Source organism: Halobacillus sp. A5 (assembly GCF_024189315.1).
Lineage (GTDB): Bacteria > Bacillota > Bacilli > Bacillales > Halobacillaceae > Halobacillus_A.
The window spans coordinates 163,852-188,950 of the sequence record NZ_JAIZEO010000001.1; the positions used below are offsets into that span (position 1 = coordinate 163,852).

The 25,099-nt window shown below is 41.0% G+C and carries 23 protein-coding genes and 2 tRNA genes; 24 read left to right on the forward strand and 1 reads right to left on the reverse strand.

Going from position 1 to position 25,099, the window contains the following annotated elements:
• Window positions 1–78 precede the first annotated feature (78 nt).
• The 10 genes from polX to uvrC all read left to right on the forward strand — a co-directional run bounded on the left by polX (window position 79) and on the right by uvrC (window position 12,311).
• Window positions 79–1,794, forward strand: coding sequence for a DNA polymerase/3'-5' exonuclease PolX (gene polX, locus LF822_RS00855; RefSeq protein WP_253922078.1), 1,716 nt, complete (start codon window positions 79–81; stop codon window positions 1,792–1,794).
• Between the two features lie 18 nt (window positions 1,795–1,812).
• On the forward strand, window positions 1,813–4,161 hold the full coding sequence (locus LF822_RS00860; protein ID WP_253922079.1) for an endonuclease MutS2: 2,349 nt from the start codon (window positions 1,813–1,815) through the stop codon (window positions 4,159–4,161).
• 21 nt (window positions 4,162–4,182) lie between these two features.
• Entirely contained in the window at window positions 4,183–4,590 is a 408-nt protein-coding gene (locus LF822_RS00865; protein ID WP_253922080.1) for a DUF350 domain-containing protein, read from the forward strand.
• 221 nt (window positions 4,591–4,811) lie between these two features.
• Window positions 4,812–6,521, forward strand: coding sequence for an AMP-binding protein (locus LF822_RS00870; RefSeq protein WP_253922081.1), 1,710 nt, complete (start codon window positions 4,812–4,814; stop codon window positions 6,519–6,521).
• 87 nt (window positions 6,522–6,608) lie between these two features.
• Complete coding sequence (locus tag LF822_RS00875) at window positions 6,609–7,196, forward strand: fatty acid metabolism transcriptional regulator FadR (RefSeq protein ID WP_253922082.1); 588 nt, start codon at window positions 6,609–6,611, stop codon at window positions 7,194–7,196.
• Window positions 7,197–7,213: 17 nt separating this feature from the next.
• Window positions 7,214–7,987 carry an enoyl-CoA hydratase gene (locus LF822_RS00880; protein ID WP_253922083.1) on the forward strand — a complete coding sequence of 258 codons (774 nt, stop codon included), beginning with the start codon at window positions 7,214–7,216 and terminating at the stop codon, window positions 7,985–7,987.
• Window positions 7,988–8,004: 17 nt separating this feature from the next.
• On the forward strand, window positions 8,005–8,778 hold the full coding sequence (locus tag LF822_RS00885; protein ID WP_253923423.1) for an electron transfer flavoprotein subunit beta/FixA family protein: 774 nt from the start codon (window positions 8,005–8,007) through the stop codon (window positions 8,776–8,778).
• A 28-nt stretch (window positions 8,779–8,806) separates the two neighbouring features.
• On the forward strand, window positions 8,807–9,787 hold the full coding sequence (locus tag LF822_RS00890; RefSeq protein ID WP_253922084.1) for an electron transfer flavoprotein subunit alpha/FixB family protein: 981 nt from the start codon (window positions 8,807–8,809) through the stop codon (window positions 9,785–9,787).
• Between the two features lie 305 nt (window positions 9,788–10,092).
• Window positions 10,093–10,407 carry a thioredoxin gene (gene trxA / locus LF822_RS00895; protein WP_082233655.1) on the forward strand — a complete coding sequence of 105 codons (315 nt, stop codon included), beginning with the start codon at window positions 10,093–10,095 and terminating at the stop codon, window positions 10,405–10,407.
• A 113-nt stretch (window positions 10,408–10,520) separates the two neighbouring features.
• Window positions 10,521–12,311 (forward strand): excinuclease ABC subunit UvrC, encoded by a 1,791-nt coding sequence (uvrC, locus tag LF822_RS00900; RefSeq protein ID WP_253922085.1) that lies wholly within the window; start codon window positions 10,521–10,523, stop codon window positions 12,309–12,311.
• Window positions 12,312–12,324: 13 nt separating this feature from the next.
• Here the strand turns inward: uvrC and LF822_RS00905 are convergent, their stop codons facing one another.
• Window positions 12,325–12,768, reverse strand: coding sequence for a YslB family protein (locus LF822_RS00905; protein ID WP_253922086.1), 444 nt, complete (start codon window positions 12,766–12,768; stop codon window positions 12,325–12,327).
• A gap of 284 nt (window positions 12,769–13,052) precedes the next feature.
• On the opposite strand from LF822_RS00905, the gene LF822_RS00910 reads away from it, so the two are divergent.
• The 14 genes from LF822_RS00910 (at window position 13,053) to LF822_RS00975 (ending at window position 24,588) form a co-directional block, all read left to right on the forward strand.
• The gene (locus tag LF822_RS00910; protein WP_253922087.1) at window positions 13,053–13,673 is read left to right on the forward strand and encodes a succinate dehydrogenase cytochrome b558 subunit; all 621 of its coding nucleotides are present in this window, start codon (window positions 13,053–13,055) and stop codon (window positions 13,671–13,673) included.
• 53 nt (window positions 13,674–13,726) lie between these two features.
• A complete protein-coding gene (gene sdhA / locus LF822_RS00915) occupies window positions 13,727–15,478 on the forward strand; it encodes a succinate dehydrogenase flavoprotein subunit (protein ID WP_253922088.1) in 1,752 nt (583 codons plus the stop codon).
• 15 nt (window positions 15,479–15,493) lie between these two features.
• On the forward strand, window positions 15,494–16,258 hold the full coding sequence (gene sdhB, locus LF822_RS00920) for a succinate dehydrogenase iron-sulfur subunit (protein ID WP_253922089.1): 765 nt from the start codon (window positions 15,494–15,496) through the stop codon (window positions 16,256–16,258).
• Window positions 16,259–16,383: 125 nt separating this feature from the next.
• Window positions 16,384–18,708 (forward strand): sensor histidine kinase, encoded by a 2,325-nt coding sequence (locus LF822_RS00925; RefSeq protein ID WP_253922090.1) that lies wholly within the window; start codon window positions 16,384–16,386, stop codon window positions 18,706–18,708.
• A complete protein-coding gene (locus LF822_RS00930; RefSeq protein ID WP_253922091.1) occupies window positions 18,705–19,352 on the forward strand; it encodes a response regulator transcription factor in 648 nt (215 codons plus the stop codon). Before LF822_RS00925 ends, LF822_RS00930 begins: the two co-directional genes overlap by 4 nt.
• 93 nt (window positions 19,353–19,445) lie before the next feature.
• On the forward strand, window positions 19,446–19,670 hold the full coding sequence (locus LF822_RS00935; RefSeq protein WP_253922092.1) for a helix-turn-helix domain-containing protein: 225 nt from the start codon (window positions 19,446–19,448) through the stop codon (window positions 19,668–19,670).
• Between the two features lie 160 nt (window positions 19,671–19,830).
• On the forward strand, window positions 19,831–20,274 hold the full coding sequence (locus LF822_RS00940) for a MarR family winged helix-turn-helix transcriptional regulator (protein ID WP_371925809.1): 444 nt from the start codon (window positions 19,831–19,833) through the stop codon (window positions 20,272–20,274).
• 23 nt (window positions 20,275–20,297) lie between these two features.
• Window positions 20,298–21,119, forward strand: a complete 822-nt coding sequence (gene racE, locus LF822_RS00945; RefSeq protein WP_253922093.1) for a glutamate racemase — start codon at window positions 20,298–20,300, stop codon at window positions 21,117–21,119.
• A gap of 85 nt (window positions 21,120–21,204) precedes the next feature.
• Window positions 21,205–22,272 (forward strand): GerMN domain-containing protein, encoded by a 1,068-nt coding sequence (locus LF822_RS00950; RefSeq protein ID WP_253922094.1) that lies wholly within the window; start codon window positions 21,205–21,207, stop codon window positions 22,270–22,272.
• Window positions 22,273–22,389: 117 nt separating this feature from the next.
• Window positions 22,390–23,157 carry a ribonuclease PH gene (gene rph / locus LF822_RS00955; protein ID WP_253922095.1) on the forward strand — a complete coding sequence of 256 codons (768 nt, stop codon included), beginning with the start codon at window positions 22,390–22,392 and terminating at the stop codon, window positions 23,155–23,157.
• A gap of 2 nt (window positions 23,158–23,159) precedes the next feature.
• On the forward strand, window positions 23,160–23,756 hold the full coding sequence (locus LF822_RS00960) for an XTP/dITP diphosphatase (protein ID WP_253922096.1): 597 nt from the start codon (window positions 23,160–23,162) through the stop codon (window positions 23,754–23,756).
• 12 nt (window positions 23,757–23,768) lie between these two features.
• The gene (locus LF822_RS00965; RefSeq protein ID WP_253922097.1) at window positions 23,769–24,293 is read left to right on the forward strand and encodes a metallophosphoesterase; all 525 of its coding nucleotides are present in this window, start codon (window positions 23,769–23,771) and stop codon (window positions 24,291–24,293) included.
• Between the two features lie 94 nt (window positions 24,294–24,387).
• A tRNA-Gly gene (locus LF822_RS00970) sits at window positions 24,388–24,461 on the forward strand.
• Between the two features lie 53 nt (window positions 24,462–24,514).
• A tRNA-Arg gene (locus LF822_RS00975) sits at window positions 24,515–24,588 on the forward strand.
• Window positions 24,589–25,099: the final 511 nt, after the last annotated feature.

Here is a 25,099-nt window from a genome sequence, read left to right on the forward strand (position 1 = left end):
CTTTTTCTTGTAGTTTTAAATTCAGAGGAAGTAAAAGAGTAATATGATTTATGAATTTAGAAAGGATGACGGATAGATATGTCAGTTAATAAAAAACAAGTCATTCAATTACTGGAGACAATCGCAGTTTACTTAGAATTAAAAGGGGAAAATCCTTTTAAAACCTCAGCCTATCGTAAAGCCGCTCAAGCACTAGAAAGGGACGATCATTCCTTAAGCGAGATTGAAGACTTCAAGAAAATGAAAGGAATAGGAAAGGGAACAGCGGCAGTAATCGAGGAATTCGTAGAAAAAGGTGAATCTGAAACTTTGCGGCAGCTGGAAGCAGAAGTACCTGCTGGCTTAGTTCCCTTATTGGATTTACCCGGCTTAGGAGGAAAAAAGCTGGCCAAGCTCTATCAACAGCTTGGAGTCACTGATGCAGAATCACTAAAGACAGCATTGGAAGCTGGTAAAGTAGAAGAGCTTGAAGGATTTGGGAAAAAATCCGCAGAGAAAATGCTCCAATCACTCGAAGAAGCTGGTTCAAGACCAGAGCGGCTCCCCATTGCGAGAATGCTTCCAATTGCTGAAAAAATAGAAGGGTTCCTATCCGGGTTGAAAACTCCTGTTAGGTTTTCACAAGCTGGCAGTGTAAGAAGAATGAAAGAAACAATTAAAGATCTGGACTTTATTATTGCTTCAGAGGATGCTGCGGCCACCAGAGATGAATTATTAAGTTATTCAGAAATCAAAGAAGTGATTGCTTCTGGTGAAACCAAAGTATCAGTTATCACGCATGAAGGATATGATATTGGAGTCGACTTTAGGATAGTGGAGCCGCATGAGTTTGCTACAACCCTGCACCATTTCACCGGATCTAAAGATCATAATGTAGCCATGAGACAGCTGGCTAAGCAAAAGAACGAAAAAATAAGTGAATATGGAATCGAGAATACGGAAACTGGTGATGTAACTACGTTTAAGACTGAGGAAGCTTTCTTCCAGTACTTTGGATTGAATTACATCCCTCCTGAGGTACGTGAAGACACGGGGGAAATAGAAGCATTTAAAGAAAATATATCTTTGATAGAACTTGGGGATATTAAAGGTGATCTTCACATGCACTCAACTTGGAGTGATGGAGCTCAATCAGTTAAAGAAATGGCACTCCAGAGTCAAGCTAAAGGGTATGACTACATTGCTATTACGGATCACTCAAAATATTTACGTGTCGCAAATGGTTTAGATGAAAAGCGACTGCGGCTGCAAAGAGAAGAAATTGAAAAAATTAACGATGAGATGAAGGACTTTCATATTTTTTGCGGAATCGAGATGGACATTCTGCCTGATGGATCACTTGATTTTAGTGATGAATTTTTAAAGGAAATGGATTTTGTTATTGGGTCGATTCATTCCAGCTTTAGTCAGTCAGAAGATATAATCATGAAGAGATTAAGAAATGCTTTAGAGAATCAGCATGTAAATATGATCGCCCATCCTACCGGCAGGCTGATCGGCCGGCGGGAAGGGTATCGTGTTAATGTTGAGAAGTTGATTGAAGGAGCAAAAGAAACTGGCACGATCTTAGAATTAAATGCCAATCCTAATCGGCTGGATCTCAATGCTGAGTGGGTACGGGCTGCGCAGGAGCAAGAAGTGGAAGTAGCAATTAACACAGATGCCCACAGCTACCCTATGCTGGATCACATGGAAATTGGAGTAGGGACTGCCCGTAAAGGCTGGCTGCAAAAAGAAACAGTAATTAACACATGGACGACTAATCAATTAAAGAAACGATTTGGAATCAGTTAGACAAAAGGAGCTGCCATTATGAATGCAAGAATTCTAGAAGTTTTAGAATATAACAAAATCATTGCTCAGCTGATGGAGCATACGGCTTCCTCTTTAGGGAAAGAGAAGGCAGCAGCTCTTAAACCGTCTGTGCAGCTGGAAGAGGTAGTGAAGCTGCAGCATGAAACGGATGAAGCGGCCCATGTACTCCGGCTAAAGGGCCATATACCTCTCGGCGGGATTTTTGATATTAAGCCAAGTATAAAACGTACAATGATCGGCGGCATTTTAAGTTCATTAGAATGTCTTGATATAGCGAGTACGATTTATGGGGGAAGACAGTTAAAACGGTTTATCGAGGACATGGAAGAGCCTGAGATGCCGATACTTAGAGAATTAGTCAATGGATTACTGCCTCTGTCAGAATTAGAGCGGTATATTAAAAGCTGTATTGATGACCATGGGACCGTAATGGATGGAGCTTCAGATAAGCTTCGTACCATTCGATCAAGAATCCGCACCTCAGAAAGCAGAGTTAGAGATAAGCTGGATTCTTATACGAAATCAAAATCGAAAATGTTATCTGATGCGATTGTAACCATTCGAAATGATCGGTACGTACTGCCGGTTAAACAAGAATATCGAGGTTCTATTGGAGGGATTGTACATGACCAGTCGGCTTCAGGAGCCACGCTTTTTATTGAACCGCAGGCGGTCGTTGACGTAAACAATCAATTGCAGCAAGCCAGAGTAGAAGAAAAACAGGAAGTAGAACGTATACTATCTGAATTATCTCAGGCGATTGCTGAAGAACAGAGCGCTCTCTATACTAATGTTGATGTTTTGGGGCATGTTGATTTTATGTTCGCGAGGGCAAAGCTGGGAGCAGCGATGAAAGCATCCATGCCGATGATGAACGATCGAGGCCGTGTGAAAATAAAACAGGCTCGTCATCCGCTTATTTCACCTGATGAGGTTGTTCCAAATGATATTGAAATAGGCAGTGACTTTAACTCTATTGTTATTACAGGACCTAATACCGGCGGTAAGACGGTAACTTTAAAATTATTGGGGCTTTTTACATTAATGGCTCAATCGGGATTACAGGTTCCTGCAATGGATGGAGGGGAGCTTGCCGTATTTGAACAAGTATTTGCAGATATAGGTGATGAACAATCTATTGAACAGAGCTTGTCTACATTTTCGTCTCATATGACTAATATTGTAGAGATCTTAAAACATGTAAATAATCGCACGCTGGTGCTATTTGATGAACTCGGGGCTGGAACGGATCCTCAGGAAGGGGCAGCGCTGGCAATGTCTATTCTGGATGAAGTAGTCAGCCGTGATGCCCGTGTTATTGCTACGACCCATTATCCAGAACTAAAAGCTTATGGCTATAACCGCAAAGGTGTTGTGAATGCTTCTGTAGAGTTTGATATTCAAACCTTAAGACCAACCTACCGTCTCCTGATTGGAGTACCGGGCCGAAGCAATGCTTTTGAGATCTCCAGGAGACTTGGCTTGGAAGAAAATATTATTGAAATCGCAAAGCAGCATATCGGAGTTGATTCTCAAAGTGTCGAAAATATGATCGCTTCACTGGAAGCTTCAACTAGAGAAGCGGAAAGAGATTATGAAGTAGCCGATTTGAAACTCAAGGAAGCAGAACAGCTTCATCAGGAATTAGAGGAGCAATGGCGGCAATTCGAAGAACAAAAGGAAAAGCTTTATAAGAAAGCAGAAGAAAAAGCAGAAAAGGCAATTCTTAAAGCAAGAGAAGAAGCGGAGCAGATTGTAAGCGAAATCAGAAACATGAAAAGCAGTGCAGAATTAAAAGAGCATGAATGGATCGAAGCTCGTAAAATGTTCGATGAAGCCCAGCCGGAATTGACTAATAAGAAGGCGGCCGGCAAGCCGGTACATTCGAGCCAATTACAGAAAGAATTGAAGCCCGGAGACGAGGTTAAGCTGCTTACGTTAAATCAACAGGGGACAATAGTTGATCAAATAGGCGACAATGATTACCAAATACAAGTAGGTATGATGAAAGTGAAAGCTAAACGGAAAGATATTGAATTTGTAAAAGCTAAACAGCCTGCTAAGGAAAAACCTATGGCCACTGTAAGGGGCAAAAGTCATCACGTAAAACCAGAACTGGACTTACGAGGAGAGCGGTATGAGGATGCTTTAAAACAGCTGGAGAAATACGTAGACGATGCTCTTTTAGCTGGGTATCCAACTGTTTCTATCATACATGGAAAAGGGACCGGAGCTTTAAGAACGGCTGTGCAGAATTATGCCAAGAAACATCGTGCCATTTCATCCTTCCGTTTTGGAGGTATGAATGAGGGTGGAAGCGGTGTGACCGTTCTAGAACTAAAGTAATAAGGTCAGAGGGGGAATAAGATGACAAGCTTCTGGGAGAACACATATGTAGAAACAGCCGCAAGCTACAGTGTAGTTGTATTGTGCTTAATCGTTTTTATGGCAGTTTTTGAAATAGTGACCTCTTATAATAACTGGGAGGAAATTAAATCCGGAAACATAGCAGTGTCTATGGCAACGGGAGGAAAAATATTCGGCATTGCGAATATTTTCAGATACTCGATCGAGCACAATGATACACTGCTGCAGACAATGGGGTGGGGGATCTATGGATTTTTACTCTTACTAGTTGGTTATTTCATATTCGAATTTTTAACCCCTTCCTTTAAAATTGACAAAGAAATTGCAGCTGATAATCGGGCTGTAGGATTTATATCATTAGTGATCTCAGTGGGGCTCTCTTATGTAATTGGGTCTAATATTATGTGAGGAGGCTGAAGTTGGAAACTTTAGCAAAAGTTTTGATGGTTGTTGCAGCTTTATTTATAATTATCGGGGTAATCTATATGGTAATCATTTAAAAGCTTCCTTCTTATGGAAGCTTTTTATTTTTTTAGTGGATCTTTTCTTCTTCAAGAATTTAAATAATATTTCAAATTTTTCGGATATATCGTTATAATAAAGTTACAATACAGTGGGAGGGAAGTAAAATGACAATTGGAACACGTCCATGGCATGTGCATTACCCACCTGAGATACCGGCAAGCATAAAGTATGATGAAAAACCGCTCCATCAATTTTTAGAGGAAAGTGCTTTTCAATACGGAGAAAAGAAAGCGCTTTATTTTTTAGGGAAAGAGCTCACTTATAATGAGGTTTATGAAGATACAAAACTGTTCGCGAGCTATTTACAGAAGCTTGGACTAGAGCGGGGCGACCGTGTCTCGATTATGCTGCCTAACTGTCCTCAGTCCGTTATTGCCTATTATGGTGTGCTTATGGCCGGGGGCACCGTGGTTCAGACGAATCCGCTCTATATGGAAAGGGAGCTTGAATATCAGCTTAAAGATTCGGGTGCTAAAATGATATTGTGCTTAGACGTGCTTTATCCTAAAGCAGCGAATGTTAAAACAAATACAGAGCTTGAACATATCATCGTTACAGGAATAAAAGACTACCTGCCGTTTCCAAAGAATAAGATTTATCCATTTATTCAGAGAAGACAATATCAGATGCTTGTAATGCCGGAACAGTCAACAAATACTCATCTCTGGACCCACATGCTTAATGACAGCAGCGGCCAGGTTACACCTGTTGATATTGATGTAAGGGAAGATTTAGCGCTACTTCAGTACACAGGTGGTACGACAGGGTTTCCAAAGGGAGTAATGCTGACACATTACAATTTAGTAGCTAATACCCAAATGTCAATGAAGTGGCTCTATAAATGTGAAGCCGGAAAAGAAACTGTATTGGCTATTTTACCATTTTTCCACGTCTACGGGATGACTTCAGTGATGAATTTATCTGTGATGATGGGAAACCGGATGATTCTAATGCCTAAATTCGAAGCGGAAGATGTGTTAAAAGTAATCAACAAACAAAAGCCTACCCTTTTCCCTGGAGCCCCCACTATTTATATTGCCCTTTTAAATCATCCTGACTTGAAAAAGTACGATCTTTCATCTGTTGAAGCGTGTATAAGCGGTTCGGCTCCCCTGCCGGTTGAGGTTCAGGAAAAGTTTGAAGAGGTCACGGGAGGAAAATTAGTGGAAGGCTACGGGTTAACAGAAACCTCTCCAGTAACTCACTCTAATTTTATTTGGACAAATCGAGTGAGTGGAAGCATCGGTGTGCCATGGCCTGATACTGATGCAAAGATATATAGGATGGAAGCTGATGAAGAGGCTGAAAATGGAGAGATCGGAGAAATAGTTGTTAAAGGCCCTCAAGTGATGAAAGGCTATTGGAATAAAAAAGAAGAAACGGACCAGGTCTTAAGTAAAGAGGGATGGCTGCGTACAGGTGATATGGGGTACATGAGTGACGATGGTTACTTTTATGTAGTTGATCGTAAGAAGGATATGATTATTGCCGGCGGCTATAATATCTATCCACGGGAAGTTGAAGAAGTACTGTATGAGCATGAAGCCATCCAGGAAGCGGTTATTATAGGTGTTCCTGACCCTTATCGGGGAGAAACTGTTAAAGCATTTATTGTAAAGAAACAAGGGAAGAATGTTACTGAAGAAGAGCTCGAAGATTTTTGCAGAAATAATATGGCCGCATATAAAATACCGAGAGTGTATGAATTCCGTAATGAACTGCCTAAAACTGCAGTAGGTAAAATTTTAAGAAGGACTTTGGTGGAAGAAGAAAAAAAGAAAATGGAAGATTCTGAACCGCTCCAAAGCTCATAGATTTTTCATGATTGACAGATTTATTTTTGGAATGTAATATAATAGATGAATGACCATTCATTCATTTTCATTAAGGCAGGGGATTACATGAACAAAAACAAACCGAAGTACAAACAAATAATAGACGCAGCAGTGGTCGTCATTGCTGAAAATGGATATCACTCCTCGCAGGTATCAAAAATAGCCAAACAGGCCGGAGTGGCGGATGGTACTATTTATTTATATTTCAAAAATAAGGAAGATATATTAATTTCACTTTTTCAAGACAAAATGGGCCAGTTCATAGAGAAGGTTGAACAAGAAACCACATCCCGGCAGTCAGCGGAGGAGAAGCTGTTAACTCTGGTGGAAACTCACTTTAAACAACTGGCTGCCGACCATCATTTGGCTATTGTAACACAGCTTGAACTGCGGCAATCGAATAAGGAGCTGCGTTACAAGATAAATACCGTCTTAAAGCGTTATTTAGCAGTCATTGATCACATCGTGGATGAAGGGATTCAAGAAAATCTGTTCCGGAATAACCTTAATCGCAGGCTTGTACGCCAGCTTATCTTTGGAATGATGGATGAAGCCGTAACGAATTGGGTAATGAAGGAACAGAAATATAACTTAGAAGAGCAAGCGAAAGATGTCCATAGCTTAATCGTCTATGGACTGGCTGAACCACGGTAATGAAGGGGAGATAAAGATTGTCTACTTTGCAAGTTATAACTAAAGGAAACGTAGCTGAAATTACAATTCAAAGTCCTCCGGCAAATGCACTGTCCAGCTCAATTTTAAGGGATTTATCTAAAGAATTAGATCAAATCGAAAGCAATAAAACGATTAAAGCCATCCTTCTTAAAGGAGAAGGAAAGTTCTTTTCAGCGGGAGCAGATATCAAAGAATTTACATCTTTTCAAAGTTCAACAGATTCAGGTAGCTTAGCAGGTAATGGACAGCAGCTGTTTAATCGAATAGAACACTTCCACATTCCCGTTATTGCTGCTATTCATGGAGCCGCGTTAGGCGGGGGATTAGAGCTTGCGATGGCCTGCCATATCCGATATGTAGCTGAGGATGCCAAACTTGGCCTGCCAGAAATAAACCTGGGCATTATTCCGGGATTTGCTGGTACACAGCGGCTGCCAAGGTACGTAGGGTCGGCTAAGGCATATGAGATGGTTCTAACGGGCGTCCCGATTACAGGGGCAGAGGCCGCAGCAGCTGGTCTGGCCAATAAGAGCTTTAGTAACGAAAATCTTTTTGAGGAAGCTGAAAAAATGGCTCAGTTGATCGCTTCTAAGAGCGGACCTGCCATAAATCAGGTGATGAAATTAGTTCCTTACGCTTACACGACCCAGCTGCAGGAAGGAATTCAAAAAGAATCGCAGGCCTTTGCCGAAGTCTTTAAAAACGAAGATGCACGTGAAGGAGTAAAGGCTTTCATTGAAAAACGCAAACCCGAATTTAAGGATCAATAGTTTAGGAGGGAAAAATGATGAATATTTACGTACTATTAAAAAGGACTTTTGATACAGAGGAAAAAATCTCTATTACTAATGGAAAAATTGAAAATGATGGGGCAGAATTTATCATTAACCCGTACGATGAATATGCCGTAGAAGAAGCGATTAAACTGCGCGATGTCCACGGTGGTGAAGTAACAGTAGTAACGATTGGTGAAGAAGATTCAGAAAAACAGCTGCGAACAGCATTAGCTATGGGTGCAGATAAAGCGGTATTGATCAATACGGAAGAAGATCTGGAAGAAGGCGATCAATTTACGACAGTAAAAATTCTTGAGGCGTTCTTTGACGGTAAAGAAGTTGACCTTATTCTTGGAGGAAACGTCGCTATTGATGAAGCCAGCGGTCAGGTAGGACCTCGTCTTGCTGAACGGTTGAGCATGCCCTGCGTAACAACAATAACTAACATAGAGATCAATGGCAGTGACGTCCAAATAGAACGAGACGTCGAAGGTGATGTAGAGAAGGTAGAGACATCACTTCCGTTAATTGTAACCTGCCAGCAAGGGTTAAATGAACCACGTTACCCATCGCTGCCGGGGATTATGAAAGCGAAAAAGAAGCCGCTTGAGGAGCTCGAAATTGATGACCTTGACCTTGAAGCTGAAGATGTAGAACCAAAAACAAGAACTACAGAAATTTTCCTTCCGCCAGAGAAGCAGGCGGGTAAAGTGCTTGAAGGTGAAACAGGAGAACAAGTCAAAGAATTAGTATCTTTATTAAAGTCAGAAGCTAAAGTTCTTTAAGAGCGTTTTTTTGGAAAGGAGACTAATGATGAGTAAAAAAGTACTGGTAATTGGAGAAACACGTGAAGGTACTCTTAGAAATGTTACCTTTGAGGCAATTGCTGCAGCTAATATCATAAGCGATGGTGGAGAGGTAGTCGGCGTCCTTTGCGGTGAAGGTCAATTAGAAAATATGGGGAAAGAAATGGTTTACCACGGAGCGGACCGTGTCATAACTGTAGCAAATGAAAATTTGAAAACGTATACATCTGACGGTTTTGGCCAGGCTTTGCAGGCTGTAATAGACGATGAGTCTCCTGGTGGAATTGTCATGGGTCATACTTCTATCGGTAAAGATATTACTCCCAAATTAGCCAGCCGGCTTGAATCTGGTTTGATTTCCGATGCGACAGAAGTGTTGGCAGAGGGAGGAAAAATCGTATTTACCCGCCCGATTTATTCTGGGAAAGCATTTGAGAAAAAAGAAATTAAGGATGGTATCATTTTTGCTACGATTCGTCCAAATAATATTCCTGCAGAGCCGCGCGACGACTCTAGAGTTGGTGAAGTCACAGAAAAAAATGTAGAGATTACAAACATCCGTACTATTATTAAAGATATTATCCGCAAATCTTCTGATGGAGTAGATTTGTCAGAGGCTAAAGTAATTGTAGCGGGTGGTCGTGGTGTGAAAAGTGCAGAAGGATTTCAGCCCTTAGAAGAGCTGGCAGACATCCTGGGAGGAACAGTGGGAGCTTCACGTGGTGCCTGCGATGCCGGGTATTGTGATTACTCCCTGCAGATTGGGCAGACGGGTAAAGTGGTAACCCCGGATTTATATATTGCCTGCGGAATATCAGGTGCAATACAGCACTTAGCGGGGATGTCAAACTCTAAAGTGATTGTAGCCATTAACAAAGATCCAGAAGCCAATATCTTTAATGTGGCTGATTACGGTATTGTAGGAGATTTGTTCGATGTTGTACCTAAGCTGATTGAAGAAATCAAGCAGGTTAAGGTAAACGCATAAAAAGAGTGATTTTATACAAAGCTAAAGCAGATAAATCTCGTCTGCTTTAGCTTTTACTTTTTACTGTTATGAAAATCAAAACCATTAAACCCTCGAGCAGTCCGATTTTTGTGCCCCGCTTTTTCCTGTTTATTTTTCGTAATAAAAAAGGGAAAATACAGACATAAGGTTTTATATCATTGTTTATAAAATCGCGCTGATTCGTGCTTTGCTCACACTTTTATCTGCATAAACAAATTGTTAGTCAGTTAAAATAGAAAGTGATATACTTTGTACAGACTAAAAGAACGAGGAGGTTTTTGATAATGGCACTTGTTAAAGCAACAGATCAGAATTTCACTGAAGAAACTGGTGAAGGACTAGTTCTTGCGGATTTTTGGGCGCCGTGGTGCGGTCCTTGTAAAATGATTGCTCCAGTACTTGAAGAACTTGATGAAGAAATGAGTGATCAAGTTAAAATTGTAAAACTGGATGTGGACGAAAACCAGGAAACTGCCAGTAAATTTGGGGTAATGAGTATCCCTACGCTGCTTCTTTTTAAAGATGGTAAAGTAGTGGACCAAGTTATTGGATTCCAGCCTAAAGAGGCATTAGCTGAATTAATTACAAAGCATTCTTAATTTAAAAATTAAATGGCCACGCTGCTCGTGCAGCGTGGCTTTTTGCTGTATAACATTTCCTGAATGTGGTACCTTCATTGTAAGGAACCTGTTAGAAAGCGGGGTGGGCAACAATGAATAACAATATTAAAGAAAAGCTTGCTGTTCTGCCGGCACAGCCTGGATGTTATTTAATGAAAGACAGACATAAAACAATTATTTACGTTGGAAAAGCAAAAGTATTAAAAAATAGAGTAAGGTCCTACTTTACAGGCGCACACGATAGAAAAACTCAGCGCCTTGTTCAGGAGATTACCGATTTCGAGTATATAGTCACTACCTCTGAGATTGAAGCTTTAATTTTAGAAATGAATTTAATTAAAAAGCATGATCCGAAATATAACGTGATGCTAAAAGATGATAAGACGTACCCGTATTTAAAAGTGACGTCTGAGCGTCATCCTAAATTGATTGTTACACGTAAAGTGAAAAAGGATAAAGGGAAATACTTTGGACCTTATCCGAACGTGATTGCGGCACGTGAAACAAAAAAGCTGTTAGACCGATTATATCCGCTTCGGAAATGTAATACGATGCCTGACCGGGTTTGTTTGTATTATCATATGCACCAGTGTCTTGGACCCTGTGAGTTTCATGTTTCTAAAGAAACGAACCAGGAAATCGTCCAAAGCATTACTTCTTTTTTAAGCGGAGGCCACAAGGATATTAAAAGTGAATTAAAGAATAAAATGCAGGAGGCTTCCGAAAAGCTCGATTTTGAAAGAGCGAAAGAGTACCGTGACCAAATCGAACATATTAAGTCAGTGATGGAACAGCAGAAAATGACGATGAATGATCAGATTGACCGGGATGTGTTTGGTTATTCTTATAATAAAGGCTGGATGTGTGTCCAGGTTTTTTTCATTCGTCAGGGCAAGTTAATTGAGCGCGATGTGGCATTATTCCCATTCTTTGATGATCCGCACGACACATTTCTCAGCTATATCGGACGTTTCTACATTCATCAAAATCATCCTTATCCAAAAGAACTTCTAGTACCTGTTGGGACGAACACAGATATATTAGAGGGTGTTGTAGATACTAAAGTGATGATTCCAATGCGCGGACGTAAGAAAGAACTTGTACAGTTAGCCATGAAGAATGCAGAAATTTCCCTTGAAGAGAAGTTTGCCCTCATTGAAAGGGACGAAGAAAGAACGATTAAAGCGGTCGAGACTCTGGGAAACAAATTAAACATTGAAGTACCGCATCGAATTGAAGCGTTCGATAATTCCAACATCCAAGGAACTGACCCGGTGTCTGCAATGGTTGTATTTATCGATGGTAAACCGAATAAAAAAGAATACCGCAAATATAAAGTGAAGAACGTGCAGGGACCAGATGATTATGACACGATGAGAGAAGTTATCCGGCGCCGCTACACTCGTGTATTAAAAGAAGAGCTTCCACTCCCCGATCTGATTGTAATAGATGGCGGAAAAGGCCAGATGACTGCTGCTTTAGATGTGTTAGAAAACGAGCTGGGGCTTGATATTCCATTATGCGGACTTGCCAAGGACGATAAGCACAAAACCAGTGAACTGCTCTATGGCGCTCCTCCAGTAAGGGTCGATCTGGAACGCAACTCACAGGAGTTTTATCTGGTGCAGCGAATTCAGGATGAAGTCCACCGTTTTGCGATTTCCTTTCACCGCCAGCTTAGAGGAAAGGGTGCCATACAATCGGAGCTCGATCAGATACCTGGTGTAGGACAGAAAAGAAGAAGACTTCTTCTGCGGCATTTTAAATCCGTTAAAGAAATAAAGGAAGCTTCCCCTGAAGATATAACAAAACTTGGAGTCCCCGCTCCGGTTGCAGAGACGATATTAAATGCTTTAAACGAAGAAGAGCCGGCTGAAGAATAACAGCCGGCTCTACTTATTCTTTTGTAGCTTTGATTTCAATTATGTTTTCTTTTGTTAATATTTCTTCTATACATTCATATGTATCTCCTGTAATCGATTGGACAGCTTCCGCTAAAAAGCCGCATTCTAATCTAAAATCGATTTGATATATTTTCTGGTTCAACCGTTTCTCTACAATATGACCCTGAAGATGAAAAACGAGTTCTCTTCTTTTTTCTTTTACAAGCTGCAGCTCGCCCCATCCCATGTATTGAAAAAACTCATATAATTCTTCGAAGGTTTCAAGACTTGTTTCCCTGGCAATATTTTTGCCCATAAAATAGAGTAGATAAGGAGCATCCTTGCCGAGAAAGTCTGGTAATGTAAAATAACGAAGCATATCAAATCCTGCTCCGGTTGCTACGAGTGATGAAATGTTTTCAGTCGATAACTTAGCTGTATCCTTCATGACGCTCATTCCTTTCTACCCATTATTATCGCTTGAAATTAAAAAACTAGCAACCGTATTTCATACATTTTAAGGGAATTGTGATAATTGCTCCATTTCCTGAAATTATGAACAGGTTTTCTTGACGGTATTATCTGATAGAAGTACAATAAACGTGTCACAAATTGTACATTTAGCAGTTTTGAAAAAGGAAACTTGGGGATTTCCTATCTTTTTTACCCGCTTATAAAAGCGCTTAACTGTCTGAAAAGTGTGCATCATAATATTGAGCAAACATCTTGAGGGGGGTAAACATGGCAGGAACACGCGGATACGTAAACAGAAGATTACATTCACTATTAGGGGTTGTTCCAATTGGAATTTTCCTCATCCAGCACTTAACTGTGAACTTTTTTGCAACACGTGGACCCGAGGCGTTTAACTCGGCGGCTCACTTTATGGAGAGCTTGCCATATCGTTACGTATTGGAGATTTTTATTATCTTTTTACCACTGTTGTTTCACTCCATTTACGGGGTATACATTGCATTCACGGCTAAAAGTAATCTTAAGACGTTTGGTTATTTTAGAAACTGGATGTTCATGTTACAGAGATTCACTGGAATCATTACGCTTATATTCATTGCGTGGCACGTGTGGGAAACTCGTATTGCGATTGGATTTGGCTGGGCAGAACTGAACTATCAGCTGATGGAAGGAATCCTTACTGATCCATTCTTTTTCTGGTTCTACATAGTAGGGGTCATTTCTACAACTTTCCACTTTTCAAACGGCTTATGGTCATTCTTTGTAAGCTGGGGGATTACAGTGTCTCCGCGCTCACAGCAGATTATGACGTATGTGAGCATTGCAGTATTTGTTGCTATTTCTTACGTAGGTGTACGGACGTTAATTCAGTTCGCCTACGGTTCATAAACGTTAAAGGAGATAGAACATGAACGAGAAAGTCAAGGGAGTGAGCATTAATAATGAGTAATCGAAATATAGTAATTGTTGGCGGTGGCCTAGCCGGGCTGATGGCTACAATTAAAGCAGCAGAGCAGGGTGTTCATGTTGACTTGCTCTCCGTAGTGCCAGTTAAGAGATCTCACTCTGTTTGTGCGCAAGGCGGTATTAACGGAGCAGTTAATACGAAGGGTGAGGGAGACTCACCCTGGGAACACTTTGATGATACAGTTTATGGCGGGGATTTCTTAGCAAACCAACCGCCCGTTAAAGCGATGTGTGACGCGGCCCCTGGTATTATTCACCTGTTGGACCGTATGGGCGTAATGTTTAACCGGACGCCTGAAGGGCTGCTTGATTTTCGTCGTTTTGGAGGCACGCAGCACCACAGAACAGCCTTCGCTGGAGCTACAACCGGGCAGCAGCTTCTTTACGCTTTGGACGAGCAGGTTCGCCGTCATGAAGTAAACGGCCTTGTAACTAAGTATGAGAACTGGGAATTCCTTTCTGCAATTATAGACGAAAAAGGTGTCGGACGAGGAGTTATTGGTCAGAACCTAAGCAATCACGAAATGAAAGCTTTCCCTGCTGACGCCGTCATTATGGCTACAGGCGGGCCAGGAATTATTTTTGGTAAGTCTACTAATTCGGTTATCAATACTGGGTCTGCAGCTGCTGCTTTATTTCAGCAGGGCGTTGATTATGCGAACGGTGAATTTATTCAGATTCACCCTACAGCCATTCCGGGTGATGATAAGCTTCGTCTTATGAGTGAATCCGCCCGTGGAGAAGGCGGCCGGGTATGGACGTATAAAGATGGAGAACCTTGGTACTTCCTTGAAGAGAAATATCCTGCATACGGTAACTTAGTACCGCGTGATATTGCCACAAGGGAAATCTTTGATGTGTGCGTGAATCAGAAGCTTGGAATCAATGGAGAGAACATGGTTTATCTCGACCTCTCACATAAGGATCCTAAAGAGCTGGATGTTAAGCTTGGAGGCATTATTGAAATCTATGAAAAATTCGTAGGTGAAGATCCTAGAAAAGTACCTATGAAGATTTTCCCTGCTGTGCACTATTCAATGGGCGGCATGTGGGTGGACTTTGACCAGATGACCAATATCCCTGGTATATTTGCTGCTGGAGAGTGTGACTACAGTCAGCATGGAGGAAACCGCCTGGGAGCAAACTCCCTGTTATCTTCAATTTTTGGTGGAATGGTTGCCGGTCCAAATGCAGTAAAATATACCGAAGAATTAGAAACGATTTCTGAAGAAATGAGCTCTGCATTGTTTGACGAGAAGCTGAAGGAAGAACAGGATAAGTTTGAAGCTATTATGAATATGGATGGCGACGAAAATGCCTATCAGATTCATAAAGAACTCGGGGAATGGATGACAGATAATGTGACTGTGGTTCGTGAAAATGAGAAGCTTCTTCAAACGGATAAGAAGATTGTAGAATTAATGGAAAGATACAAGCGTATTAACATTAATGATACGTCAAGATGGAGTAACCAGGGAGCTATGTTTACCCGTCAATTGTGGAACATGCTTCAACTTGCTCGTGTGATCACCCAGGGAGCTTACAACCGTAATGAAAGCCGCGGAGCTCACTATAAACCAGAATTCCCTGATCGTAACGACGAAGATTGGTTAAAGACCACTGTAGCCAGTTACGACAAAGAAAATAATAAGCCGGTTTTCCGTTATGACCCGGTAGACACAAGTCTAATAGAGCCGCGTAAACGTGATTACTCGAAGAGCAAATAAAGGAGGTCCCTCATCATGAGCGAAGATAAAACGATAACGTTTATTGTCACTCGTCAGGACGATCCGGAATCCCAACCTTTTGAGGAAACTTTTGAGATTCCTTATCGAAAAAATATGAACGTTATTTCAGCTTTAATGGAAATACGCCGTAACCCTGTAAATGCAGAGGGGAAAGCAACTACCCCGGTGTATTGGGATATGGGTTGTTTAGAAGAAGTGTGTGGCGCTTGTTCTATGGTTATTAATGGATCGCCAAGGCAATCGTGCACTGCTCTGGTTGACCAGCTGGAGCAGCCGATTCGTCTAGCTCCAATGACTACGTTCCCGGTTAATCGTGATTTAGCCGTGGACCGCAGCCGGATGTTTGATTCCTTAAAGAAAGTAAAAGCATGGGTTCCCATAGATGGAACCCACGATCTAGGACCAGGACCGAAAATGCCGGAAAGCAAGCGTCAGTGGGCATATGAACTTTCCAAATGCATGACTTGCGGGGTTTGCTTAGAGGCTTGTCCTAATGTGAACAGCAAATCTGATTTCATTGGCCCGGCACCGCTTTCGCAGGTGAGACTATTTAACTCTCATCCGACTGGATCCATGAATAAGAGCGAACGACTGCAGACCATCATGGATGAAGAAGGCTTAATGGGCTGCGGTAATGCCCAGAACTGCGTAGAATCCTGCCCTAAAGGCATACCGTTGACTACTTCAATTGCTGCTCTAAACCGTGATACAGCCATTGAATCATTTAAGAGCTTCTTTGGAAGTGACCAGCGTGTGTGATTGATAATATCTTCTAAATACCTCTGCCATAAGCGGCAGGGGTATTTTTTATGCGGGAAAAGGGTTGTAGCCACTTGTTTGAGTAGTATAATAGAAGGGATTGAAAAGTAAAGGGCGGAATAATAATGGGTTTGATTAATAAAAAAGAACTATTTATTTTAATATTTATTATAGGATCTGCCAGCTATATAACATTTGTTTCATTTACCCAGCCGTATTTAGGAATTGAGTTAGAAAATAATGAAAACGAGTGGATCGTCTCCCATATAAATGGTGACAGCTGGGCTGAGGAGCAGAACATTCCTTTAGGGGCAGAAGTGGAGTTAGTAAACGGGGAAGTCCCGGAAGATCATTATAGTGTCAGTATGTTTCACAATATTGAAAATGCAGAGTCGTTTAGGCTTCAGATGGACGGGGAAACCTTGAGTTACAATGGGATTGAACAGACTTCTGCCACGCATTGGTTATTTTTCGTCGTTATCCCTCTATTATTCTTATTAGGAGTTCTTTGGATTTCTCATCTCGTTTATAAAAAGGTTGATCCACGATATTCAGTCCATCTGCTTATGCTGTACTTTTTAACTATTGGACTGGGCTATATTAGTAACAGTGGGGCTGTACGCGATAACTTGTACAGCGTTTTCCTCAATACGTTTTTGTTCTTAATTGCCTGCGTGATTCTTATTCATTTCTTATACAAGTACTTTGCGGAACTAGGTATCTACTGGTTCTCTAAAAAATGGTATCTTTCTTTATACTGGCTTGTCGGGCTGGTCACATTAACTGAACCTATTTTCCTGTTAAATGGCGAATACCCGTCATTTATTTACCACGTTTCACGAATATTATTGTTGATTCTGTACAGTATTCTCTTTTTCATTATTTACCGGGGACTTTATTTACACAAAGATGACTCTTACGGAACCTTATTTAAATATGTAAGTGTCGGAATGACTATTGCTTTTCTTCCGTATATATCACTCTATCTTATTCCTGCACTGACTTTAGGAGTCAAATTTATACCTTTAGAATTTGCAGCTTCCTTTCTTATAGCTTTACCTGTAACATTTATGTATCTTGTAACGAGAGAACAGCTGATAGATATTAACTTTTATATGGGAAGATTAAGGTACTATGTCTTTCTTTCAGTTCTCCCGAGTCTTATCATAACTATTTGTTTATCTTTTTTATTAGATCTATCAATGTCTTTTTTCATTTATGTTGAAATATTTATTCTTATCAATGTTACTTTAATTATTTTCCTGTCTATTAAAGAAGTTCTTGATTTTAAACTTCAGCAATATTTATTTGCAGCCCGCTATAGTTACCAGGAAAGTATGCATAGAATGTCTAAAAACATGAAGGACCAGACGAATGCTGTAGATTTAATGAAGGTGCTTAGAAATGAGATTAGCAGCGTCCTCAATGTAAGGGACATTTATATATATTCGAAGCATAATAAAAAAAAGCTGTATTGTGTTTATGATCCTATACCTGAAGACATTCTGGCCCATTTTGAAGATCACTTTTCTAATCACCGCTACGACATTGGCTCTATTATAGAAACGGAAAAAGGTTTCGGAGTTATCGTAGGGTATTCTCTAGAGAAAATTACAATGCTGTGGTGCAGAGGGAAGAAAGATTTTACTACGCTCAACAGAGATGAGAAAACATATCTTCAGACTATTTCTCACAATGCCAATATCGCTATTGAAAATATGAATCTTATTGAGGACCTCTTAAAAGAATTACGAACGTTAAGAAGCGACCAGACACAGCAGTACCCAGCCTGGCTCTCGAGACTGTTATTCTCGATTGCTGAAAATCAAAGAAAGCAATTATCGATCGACCTTCATGACACCGTTCTCCAGGAACAGCTCTACTTATATAGACGAATGGATGATCTTATCGGCAAGCGGAAAGATCTGCCGAAGACATTAGGTTCTGAGTTAAGCATGTTTAAGGAATCAATTTTAGATAGTATTCATTTGATTCGTGAAACTTGTAATGAACTGCGGCCTGCGTTTATCGAAGAATTGGGGTTAGTTCACGCTTTAGAGGATTTAATTGAACAGTACCAACTCCGTTCCAACTTCACTGTTTATTTCTCCCATGAGGGTTTTCGAGCCGATTTGGATCAGGAACGCATACTGGCTATTTTTCGAATTGTACAGGAACTATTGTCTAATGCGATGAAACACTCAGAAGCGAAGATTGTTAAACTAAGCTTGAGAAATAATAAGCATGGGGTTACCCTCATCTATTCAGATGATGGACAGGGAATGGACTATTCCTTTCAGAGGGATTTATTTTCTCATATTGGTTTGTCTGGAATTGAGCAGCGTGTCCATGGGTTAAATGGCAGCCTTACAATCGATACATCGCCGGGTAAAGGATTCAAATCCACCATTTCTTTCCCTTTTACCGTAAGTAAGGAGGTCACTGTATGACGAAAGTATTAATTGTAGACGATCACCCCGCAGTCGGTGCGGGCACTAGAGCCATGCTTGAGCAGGAAGAAGATATGATAGTTGATGTGATTGATAAACCAGAACAAACAGAAACAAAGCTTTATAACGATCAATATGATATTGTATTACTGGATTTATATATGCCTGGGATGAGTGGAGTAGAGCTGGCCAAAAAACTTCGCAAACATTACCCGGATTTAGCAATTCTGATCTATACAGGGTTTGACTTAAGCACACACTTTAATATGATTGTTGAGGCAAATATTAACGGGTTTGTGAGTAAAACCGCTTCAAGTGAACAGCTGGTTAACGTTATCCGCTGTGCTTTACGCGATGAAGTCGTTCTACCACTGCATCTATTCAAGCAGCTTCGACGTTCTGAAGCCAGTGTCAGCCATCAGTCGGAGAACGAAGGGATCAATTTATCATTGAATGAAAAAGAACAGTCCATTTTAAAAGAAGTTGCCTCAGGGCTGACTAATCGTGAAATTGCTCAAACTCTTCATATGTCCCAGCGCAGTGTTGAATATACGCTGACTGGAATATTCAATAAGCTTTCTGTGAAGTCGCGTACGGAAGCCCTTTATAAAGCACAGGAATTAGGGCTCGTGTCTAAAACGTAAACGACGGGCACAGGGCCATCCCTCTCTTCATACGATATTATGACTAAATAATTCCCTCCGATAGAGCTCTAGATAACAAGGAGGGGTACGCTTGTGAAGGAGGAGGGCTATAGGCCAGCACAAATTCTTACGAAACGCGAGCGCGAAGTTTTCGAGCTTTTAGTGCAAGATAGGACGACGAAAGAGATAGCTGAAGAATTGTTCATTTCTGAAAAAACAGTGAGAAATCACATCTCTAACGCTATGCAGAAGTTAGGCGTGAAAGGGAGATCTCAAGCAGTAGTTGAGTTACTACGTATGGGTGAACTAAAGCTTTAGCTCAAAGGGGATAAAACGTCGTAGAAGAAAGCCTTTCAGGTATGGGATACACAGCCTATACCTGGGAGGGTTTTCATTATGTGGATGATATGTCTTGAATTACGAATGAAAAACAGTGAAAATATAAAGAATAAAATTAAAACTGCGAGGAGTGCTGTTTGTGTCACATTCATCTTCAACGATTGCTGAGGTTGAAAAAGAATTAAGGTACATAGCAGGAATTATTAAACAAAAAGGAAGAGAAATTCTGGATCATTACCCAATCACAGCTCCACAGTTTGTTGCGTTGCAATGGCTGCTGGAGAAAGGTGACTTAACGATCGGTGAGCTTTCAAATCACATTCACCTCGCATGCAGCACGACAACTGATTTGGTAGATAGAATGGAAAAAAATGAATTAGTGGAACGCGTCCGTGATCCCAAAGATAGAAGAGTTGTACGCATCCACGTATTAAGCAAAGGAAAACAAATTATTCATGAAGTCATAGAAAAGCGTCAGGATTATTTAAAGGTGGTTCTTAACGATATTCCTAAAGAAGACGTTGAATCATTGAATAAGTTATTATGTTTATTACATGAAAACATGCTGGAAACATCTAAGTAGAAACAACGGAAAGAGGGATTGAATTGCACCAGCCAATAGGAGTAATTGATTCAGGAGTTGGTGGTCTTACCGTAGCGAGAGAATTAATGCGGCAGCTCCCAAAAGAAAAATTTATATACTTAGGCGATACTCAGCGCTGCCCTTATGGACCACGGCCTAAAGAACAAGTGAAGCGTTATACTTGGCAAATGGTCCATTATTTATTGGATAAAGATATTAAAATGTTAATCGTGGCTTGTAATACCGCAACAGCTTATACGCTGCAGGAACTGCAATCAACACTATCGATCCCGGTTATCGGGGTCATCGAGCCTGGAGTACGCGCGGCCATTAAAAGCAGCCAGAATAAACAGATTGGTGTCATAGGAACTGAGGGTACTATAAGCAGTGAAGCCTATCCACATGCTTTAAAGGCAGTTGATCATACGATTTCGGTTGATGGACTGGCCTGTCCTCCCTTTGTACCGATGATTGAAAATGGTATTTTATCTGGTGAGGAAGCTCAAATGATCGTGTCTGAAACGCTGCAGCCCTTAAAAAATGCAAGCGGGATGGATACATTGATTCTTGGATGTACCCACTATCCGCTAATCAAACATTTAGTCCAGGCTCAAGTCGGACCTGGTATTCAAGTCATCAGTTCCGGAGAAGAGACAGCGAGAGAGGTCAGTTTAATTCTTGCTTACCACGGGCTCCTTGAGCAGGGTAATATACTTCCCGTCCACGAATTTTATACAACAGGTGATATGGATAAATTCCGACAAGTAGCCAACAGCTGGTTTGATACCCCAATTCAAGTACTTGAATTGGTCAGCCTGGATACAAAGCAGAGCTCCGCAAAATGACGCGGAGTTTTTTCTTTTTCACATGGTCTATTCCTCCAGTAAGCTCGTATATATGATAGTACAAACTATCATGGGAGGGAAAGGCATGAAAACATGGGGGATTAAGCCCTTATTAATTTTAGCTTTAATTAGCATGGGGCTGCTGACAGGCTGCCTGTTTGAAGGGGAGCAATCCTTAGAGGAGATGGATGGACCTCCTGAGGAAGAAGCTGCAAATACAGATGTCACTAATGAAGAAATTGAAAATGATGACGGAGAGGAAATAGAAGAGGAAGAGTCGTCTACAGTAGAACGGGAATTGTATTTACTTGACTCTAATGGAATGGTTGTACCGCAGACGCTTGAACTGCCTGCTTCAGAAACAGTTGCTGCTCAAGCTTTAGAATATTTAGTTAAAGATGGCCCAGTTACTGAATTACTTCCTTCAGGTTTTCAAGCTGTTCTTCCTGCCGGCACTCAAATTCAAGGAGTCAATTTAAAAGATGACGGTACTATGATTGTAGATGTCTCACCTGAGTTTGAAGAATATGAATCAGAAGACGAAGAGAAAATACTTCAGGCCATGACTTATACTTTGACTCAATTTGATGGAGTAGAGAAGATTAAGTTATGGATCAATGGACATGAACTGGACACAATGCCTGTGAGCGGTACCCCAATCTCTGAAGGGGTTTCCCGCTCAGACGGGATTAACCTTCAGGAGAGTGCAGTTAACGATGTAGTTAATAGTGAACCTGTAACGGTCTACTACCCTTCTCAGCAAGATGGACAAGAGGTTTATCATGTACCTGTGACAACCCGCGTTGCTAGTGGAGATGACGTATATACATCCGTTGTTCAAACTCTATTAAACGGTCCCGATCTGGGCACTTCCTTACTGCAGCCCTTTAACGATGGTGCCGAGGTGAATGAAGCCCAGTTAAACGAAGGAGTGTTAGAAGTCTCTTTCAATGAAGCTATGCTGACCGGAGAAGAGTCGAAAGCTTTGTCAGGGGAAGCACTGACAAGTTTAGTAATGAGTCTGACCAATCTGCCAGATGTTGAGTCAGTCCAGGTTAAAGTAGACGGGGTTGAGGAAGTATTAAATGAAGCAGGTGAAGTAATCAGTGAGCCCGTCACGTTAAATGATGTAACGGAAGTACAAGGCTTATAATATTTACAACGCGAGCCACTCTATTACAGTAGTGGCTCTTTTTTTGATTCTGTAAACAGAAGACAGATTGTGTTAAGATGAGCAAGGATATACCTTGTTAATTAGGAGGAAGCGTCGATGAGAAATGATCAAAGAGAAAATAATGATTTAAGAAAAATAACTATAGAAACCGATTATGTCAAACACCCTGAAGGTTCTGTGTTAATCAGCTTTGGAGATACAAAAGTTATTTGTAACGCCAGTGTGGAGGATCGTGTGCCCCCGTTTCTAAGAAACCAGGGTAAAGGATGGATTACAGCAGAGTACGCGATGCTGCCGAGAGCAACGGAGCAGCGGAACATAAGAGAATCATCTAAAGGTAAGGTATCAGGGCGTACGATGGAAATTCAGCGTCTGATCGGCCGTGCCCTTCGTGCAGTAGTAGATCTGGACAAAATTGGGGAACGAACCCTGTGGGTGGATTGTGATGTGATTCAGGCTGACGGAGGTACGCGTACAGCATCGATTACCGGAGCATTTGTAGCGGTCGTATTAGCCTTTGGCAAATTAGTAGAAAAAGGAACGATTAAAGAGCTCCCGATCCAAGATTATTTAACCGCCATTTCAGTAGGAGTACTGGAAAATGAGCAGGAAATTCTAGACCTTTGCTATGAGGAAGACAGCAAAGCAGAGGTTGATATGAATGTTGTTATGACAGGGAAAGGCGAGTTTGTTGAACTCCAAGGGACTGGGGAAGAAGCAACATTTTCGATGACCCAGCTGCAAAAGATGCTTTTACTGGCTGAACATGGGGTAAATGAGTTAGTGGAACTACAAAAAGAAGCCATAGGAAAATGGGCTGAAGTGATCGACAAAAAATTATCCTCGAGCACAGCAGGTGAATAAAAATGAAAGAACTCGTAGTCGCCACAAAAAATAAAGGAAAAGCTGAAGAATTTCGTGTGATGTTTTCTGGGTATGGAATTGAGGTAAAATCATTATTAGATTTCCCGGAAGCTGTGCAGGACATTGTAGAAGATGGGACAACATTTGAAGAAAATGCAATCATTAAAGCAGAGGCCATTGCTGCTGAGTATGATATACCCGTTGCCGCAGATGACTCTGGGTTGGAAGTGGATGCTTTAGATGGAAGGCCCGGTATATTTTCTGCCCGTTATGCAGGCGAAGAAAAAAACGATCAAAAAAACCTTGAGAAAGTACTTACAGAATTAAAAGGTGTACCAGCAGGTGAACGTACAGCAAGGTTCGTATGTGCCGTAGCCGTAGCTCGGCCGGGTCACAAAACATTTGTGAAAAGAGGAACGTGTGAGGGAACTATTGCAGAGTCTCCCCGGGGTACAGAGGGATTTGGGTACGATCCAATATTTATTCCGACCGGATCTGACCGTACAATGGCCGAGCATTCATCAGAAGAGAAGAATTCAATCAGCCACCGAAAGAATGCCATCCTGGAGATTGAACAATGGCTGCAACAATTATCTTAAGAGGTGAAGACGATGCCGAAAGTATTAATAGTAAGTGATACGCACGGACTTACAAATGAAGTGATTGAAATAAAACAGCGTCACCCGGATGCTGATGCCATGATTCACTGCGGAGATTCCGAGCTGAGTCTGGACTCTAATGAGTTGCAAGGTTTTTACTATGCCAAAGGAAATTGTGACTTCGAGGCAGAAATGGAGGAGGAACAAGTTTTTTCTGTAGGGGACTTAACATTCTTAGTAGTCCACGGTCACCTGCACCAAATCAAATCTACCCTTATGCCTTTATCCTACAGAGCTGAAGAAGCAGGAGCATCTATTGCATGCTTCGGGCATTCCCATATGGCAGGGGCTGAAAAAATAAATAACAAGCTGTTCATTAATCCTGGAAGTGCTCATCTTCCAAGGGATCGGAAAGAACCGACATATGCAATCCTGGAATGGGAGAACTTAGACAAAGTCCATTTACAGTTCTATCATGTGAATGGAGATCCCATGCCCGAGCTTCACCTGGAAACAACACTTACAGCAGAAGATTAAATTCTTTGCTGTAAGGTTGTTGACAAAAGGGACGATAATTTATATACTTATTCTTGTCCGAAAAAACAGGGACTTACATAACTAACGCTTTAATGCGGGTGTAGTTTAATGGTAAAACCTCAGCCTTCCAAGCTGATGACGAGGGTTCGATTCCCTTCACCCGCTCCATATTCTGTTCCAGCAGGTTCAGATGGTTGGAATTGAAACAAAATAAATGCAATGTCCCAGTAGCTCAGCTGGATAGAGCAACAGCCTTCTAAGCTGTGGGTCGCAGGTTCGAATCCTGCCTGGGACGCTAAACCAAAAAACGCTGAATCTCTTGTGTGTCAAGGGAGTCAGCGTTTTTTGTTCTGTAGGTTTGAGGTTGTAAAAGCCCCAATATGTTTTTTGGAGCTGAATTGGGGCAGGATTTTAATTTTTATGATATTTTATGGGAAGAAGATAAGAGGTAAGACCCTAAACCTTTATTAATAACTTGAGGTTATAGGGGCTAACTCAATTCAAGAAAATGTATAAATGCTATGCATTTTCTTCTGTAGTTTTAGAATTGATAATTCTGAGCTGGATATTGAAAAATATAATATGAAGCATCATATAATTATAACCTCGGAAGCAATTTTTGAAAGACTTAGCAGTTACACCCCGAAAGTAGCGATTAATAAAAGGTTGAAGAAGTCTAATATTAAGGTAATTACGTTCCGGTGAAGGTGATTTGGATGTATGGTTAATAGTAGTTTATTGTATGGATCAACAAGTGATAGCAGAAATAATTATCATTTTATACGATAATTGTGGTGTTACATTTT

What these genes read in the sequence shown, in the direction of transcription:
- LF822_RS00965 (WP_253922097.1), top strand. Translation starts at nt 23,769, where the DNA reads ATGCCGAAAGTATTAATAGTAAGTGATACGCACGGACTTACAAATGAA.
- LF822_RS00930 (WP_253922091.1), top strand. Translation starts at nt 18,705, where the DNA reads ATGACGAAAGTATTAATTGTAGACGATCACCCCGCAGTCGGTGCGGGC.
- trxA (WP_082233655.1), top strand. Translation starts at nt 10,093, where the DNA reads ATGGCACTTGTTAAAGCAACAGATCAGAATTTCACTGAAGAAACTGGT.
- LF822_RS00910 (WP_253922087.1), top strand. Translation starts at nt 13,053, where the DNA reads ATGGCAGGAACACGCGGATACGTAAACAGAAGATTACATTCACTATTA.
- LF822_RS00870 (WP_253922081.1), top strand. Translation starts at nt 4,812, where the DNA reads ATGACAATTGGAACACGTCCATGGCATGTGCATTACCCACCTGAGATA.
- LF822_RS00960 (WP_253922096.1), top strand. Translation starts at nt 23,160, where the DNA reads ATGAAAGAACTCGTAGTCGCCACAAAAAATAAAGGAAAAGCTGAAGAA.
- sdhA (WP_253922088.1), top strand. Translation starts at nt 13,727, where the DNA reads ATGAGTAATCGAAATATAGTAATTGTTGGCGGTGGCCTAGCCGGGCTG.
- sdhB (WP_253922089.1), top strand. Translation starts at nt 15,494, where the DNA reads ATGAGCGAAGATAAAACGATAACGTTTATTGTCACTCGTCAGGACGAT.
- LF822_RS00885 (WP_253923423.1), top strand. Translation starts at nt 8,005, where the DNA reads ATGAATATTTACGTACTATTAAAAAGGACTTTTGATACAGAGGAAAAA.
- uvrC (WP_253922085.1), top strand. Translation starts at nt 10,521, where the DNA reads ATGAATAACAATATTAAAGAAAAGCTTGCTGTTCTGCCGGCACAGCCT.
- LF822_RS00950 (WP_253922094.1), top strand. Translation starts at nt 21,205, where the DNA reads ATGAAAACATGGGGGATTAAGCCCTTATTAATTTTAGCTTTAATTAGC.
- LF822_RS00860 (WP_253922079.1), top strand. Translation starts at nt 1,813, where the DNA reads ATGAATGCAAGAATTCTAGAAGTTTTAGAATATAACAAAATCATTGCT.
- LF822_RS00905 (WP_253922086.1), bottom strand. Translation starts at nt 12,768, where the DNA reads ATGAGCGTCATGAAGGATACAGCTAAGTTATCGACTGAAAACATTTCA.
- LF822_RS00890 (WP_253922084.1), top strand. Translation starts at nt 8,807, where the DNA reads ATGAGTAAAAAAGTACTGGTAATTGGAGAAACACGTGAAGGTACTCTT.
- LF822_RS00875 (WP_253922082.1), top strand. Translation starts at nt 6,609, where the DNA reads ATGAACAAAAACAAACCGAAGTACAAACAAATAATAGACGCAGCAGTG.
- LF822_RS00925 (WP_253922090.1), top strand. Translation starts at nt 16,384, where the DNA reads ATGGGTTTGATTAATAAAAAAGAACTATTTATTTTAATATTTATTATA.
- LF822_RS00865 (WP_253922080.1), top strand. Translation starts at nt 4,183, where the DNA reads ATGACAAGCTTCTGGGAGAACACATATGTAGAAACAGCCGCAAGCTAC.
- polX (WP_253922078.1), top strand. Translation starts at nt 79, where the DNA reads ATGTCAGTTAATAAAAAACAAGTCATTCAATTACTGGAGACAATCGCA.
- rph (WP_253922095.1), top strand. Translation starts at nt 22,390, where the DNA reads ATGAGAAATGATCAAAGAGAAAATAATGATTTAAGAAAAATAACTATA.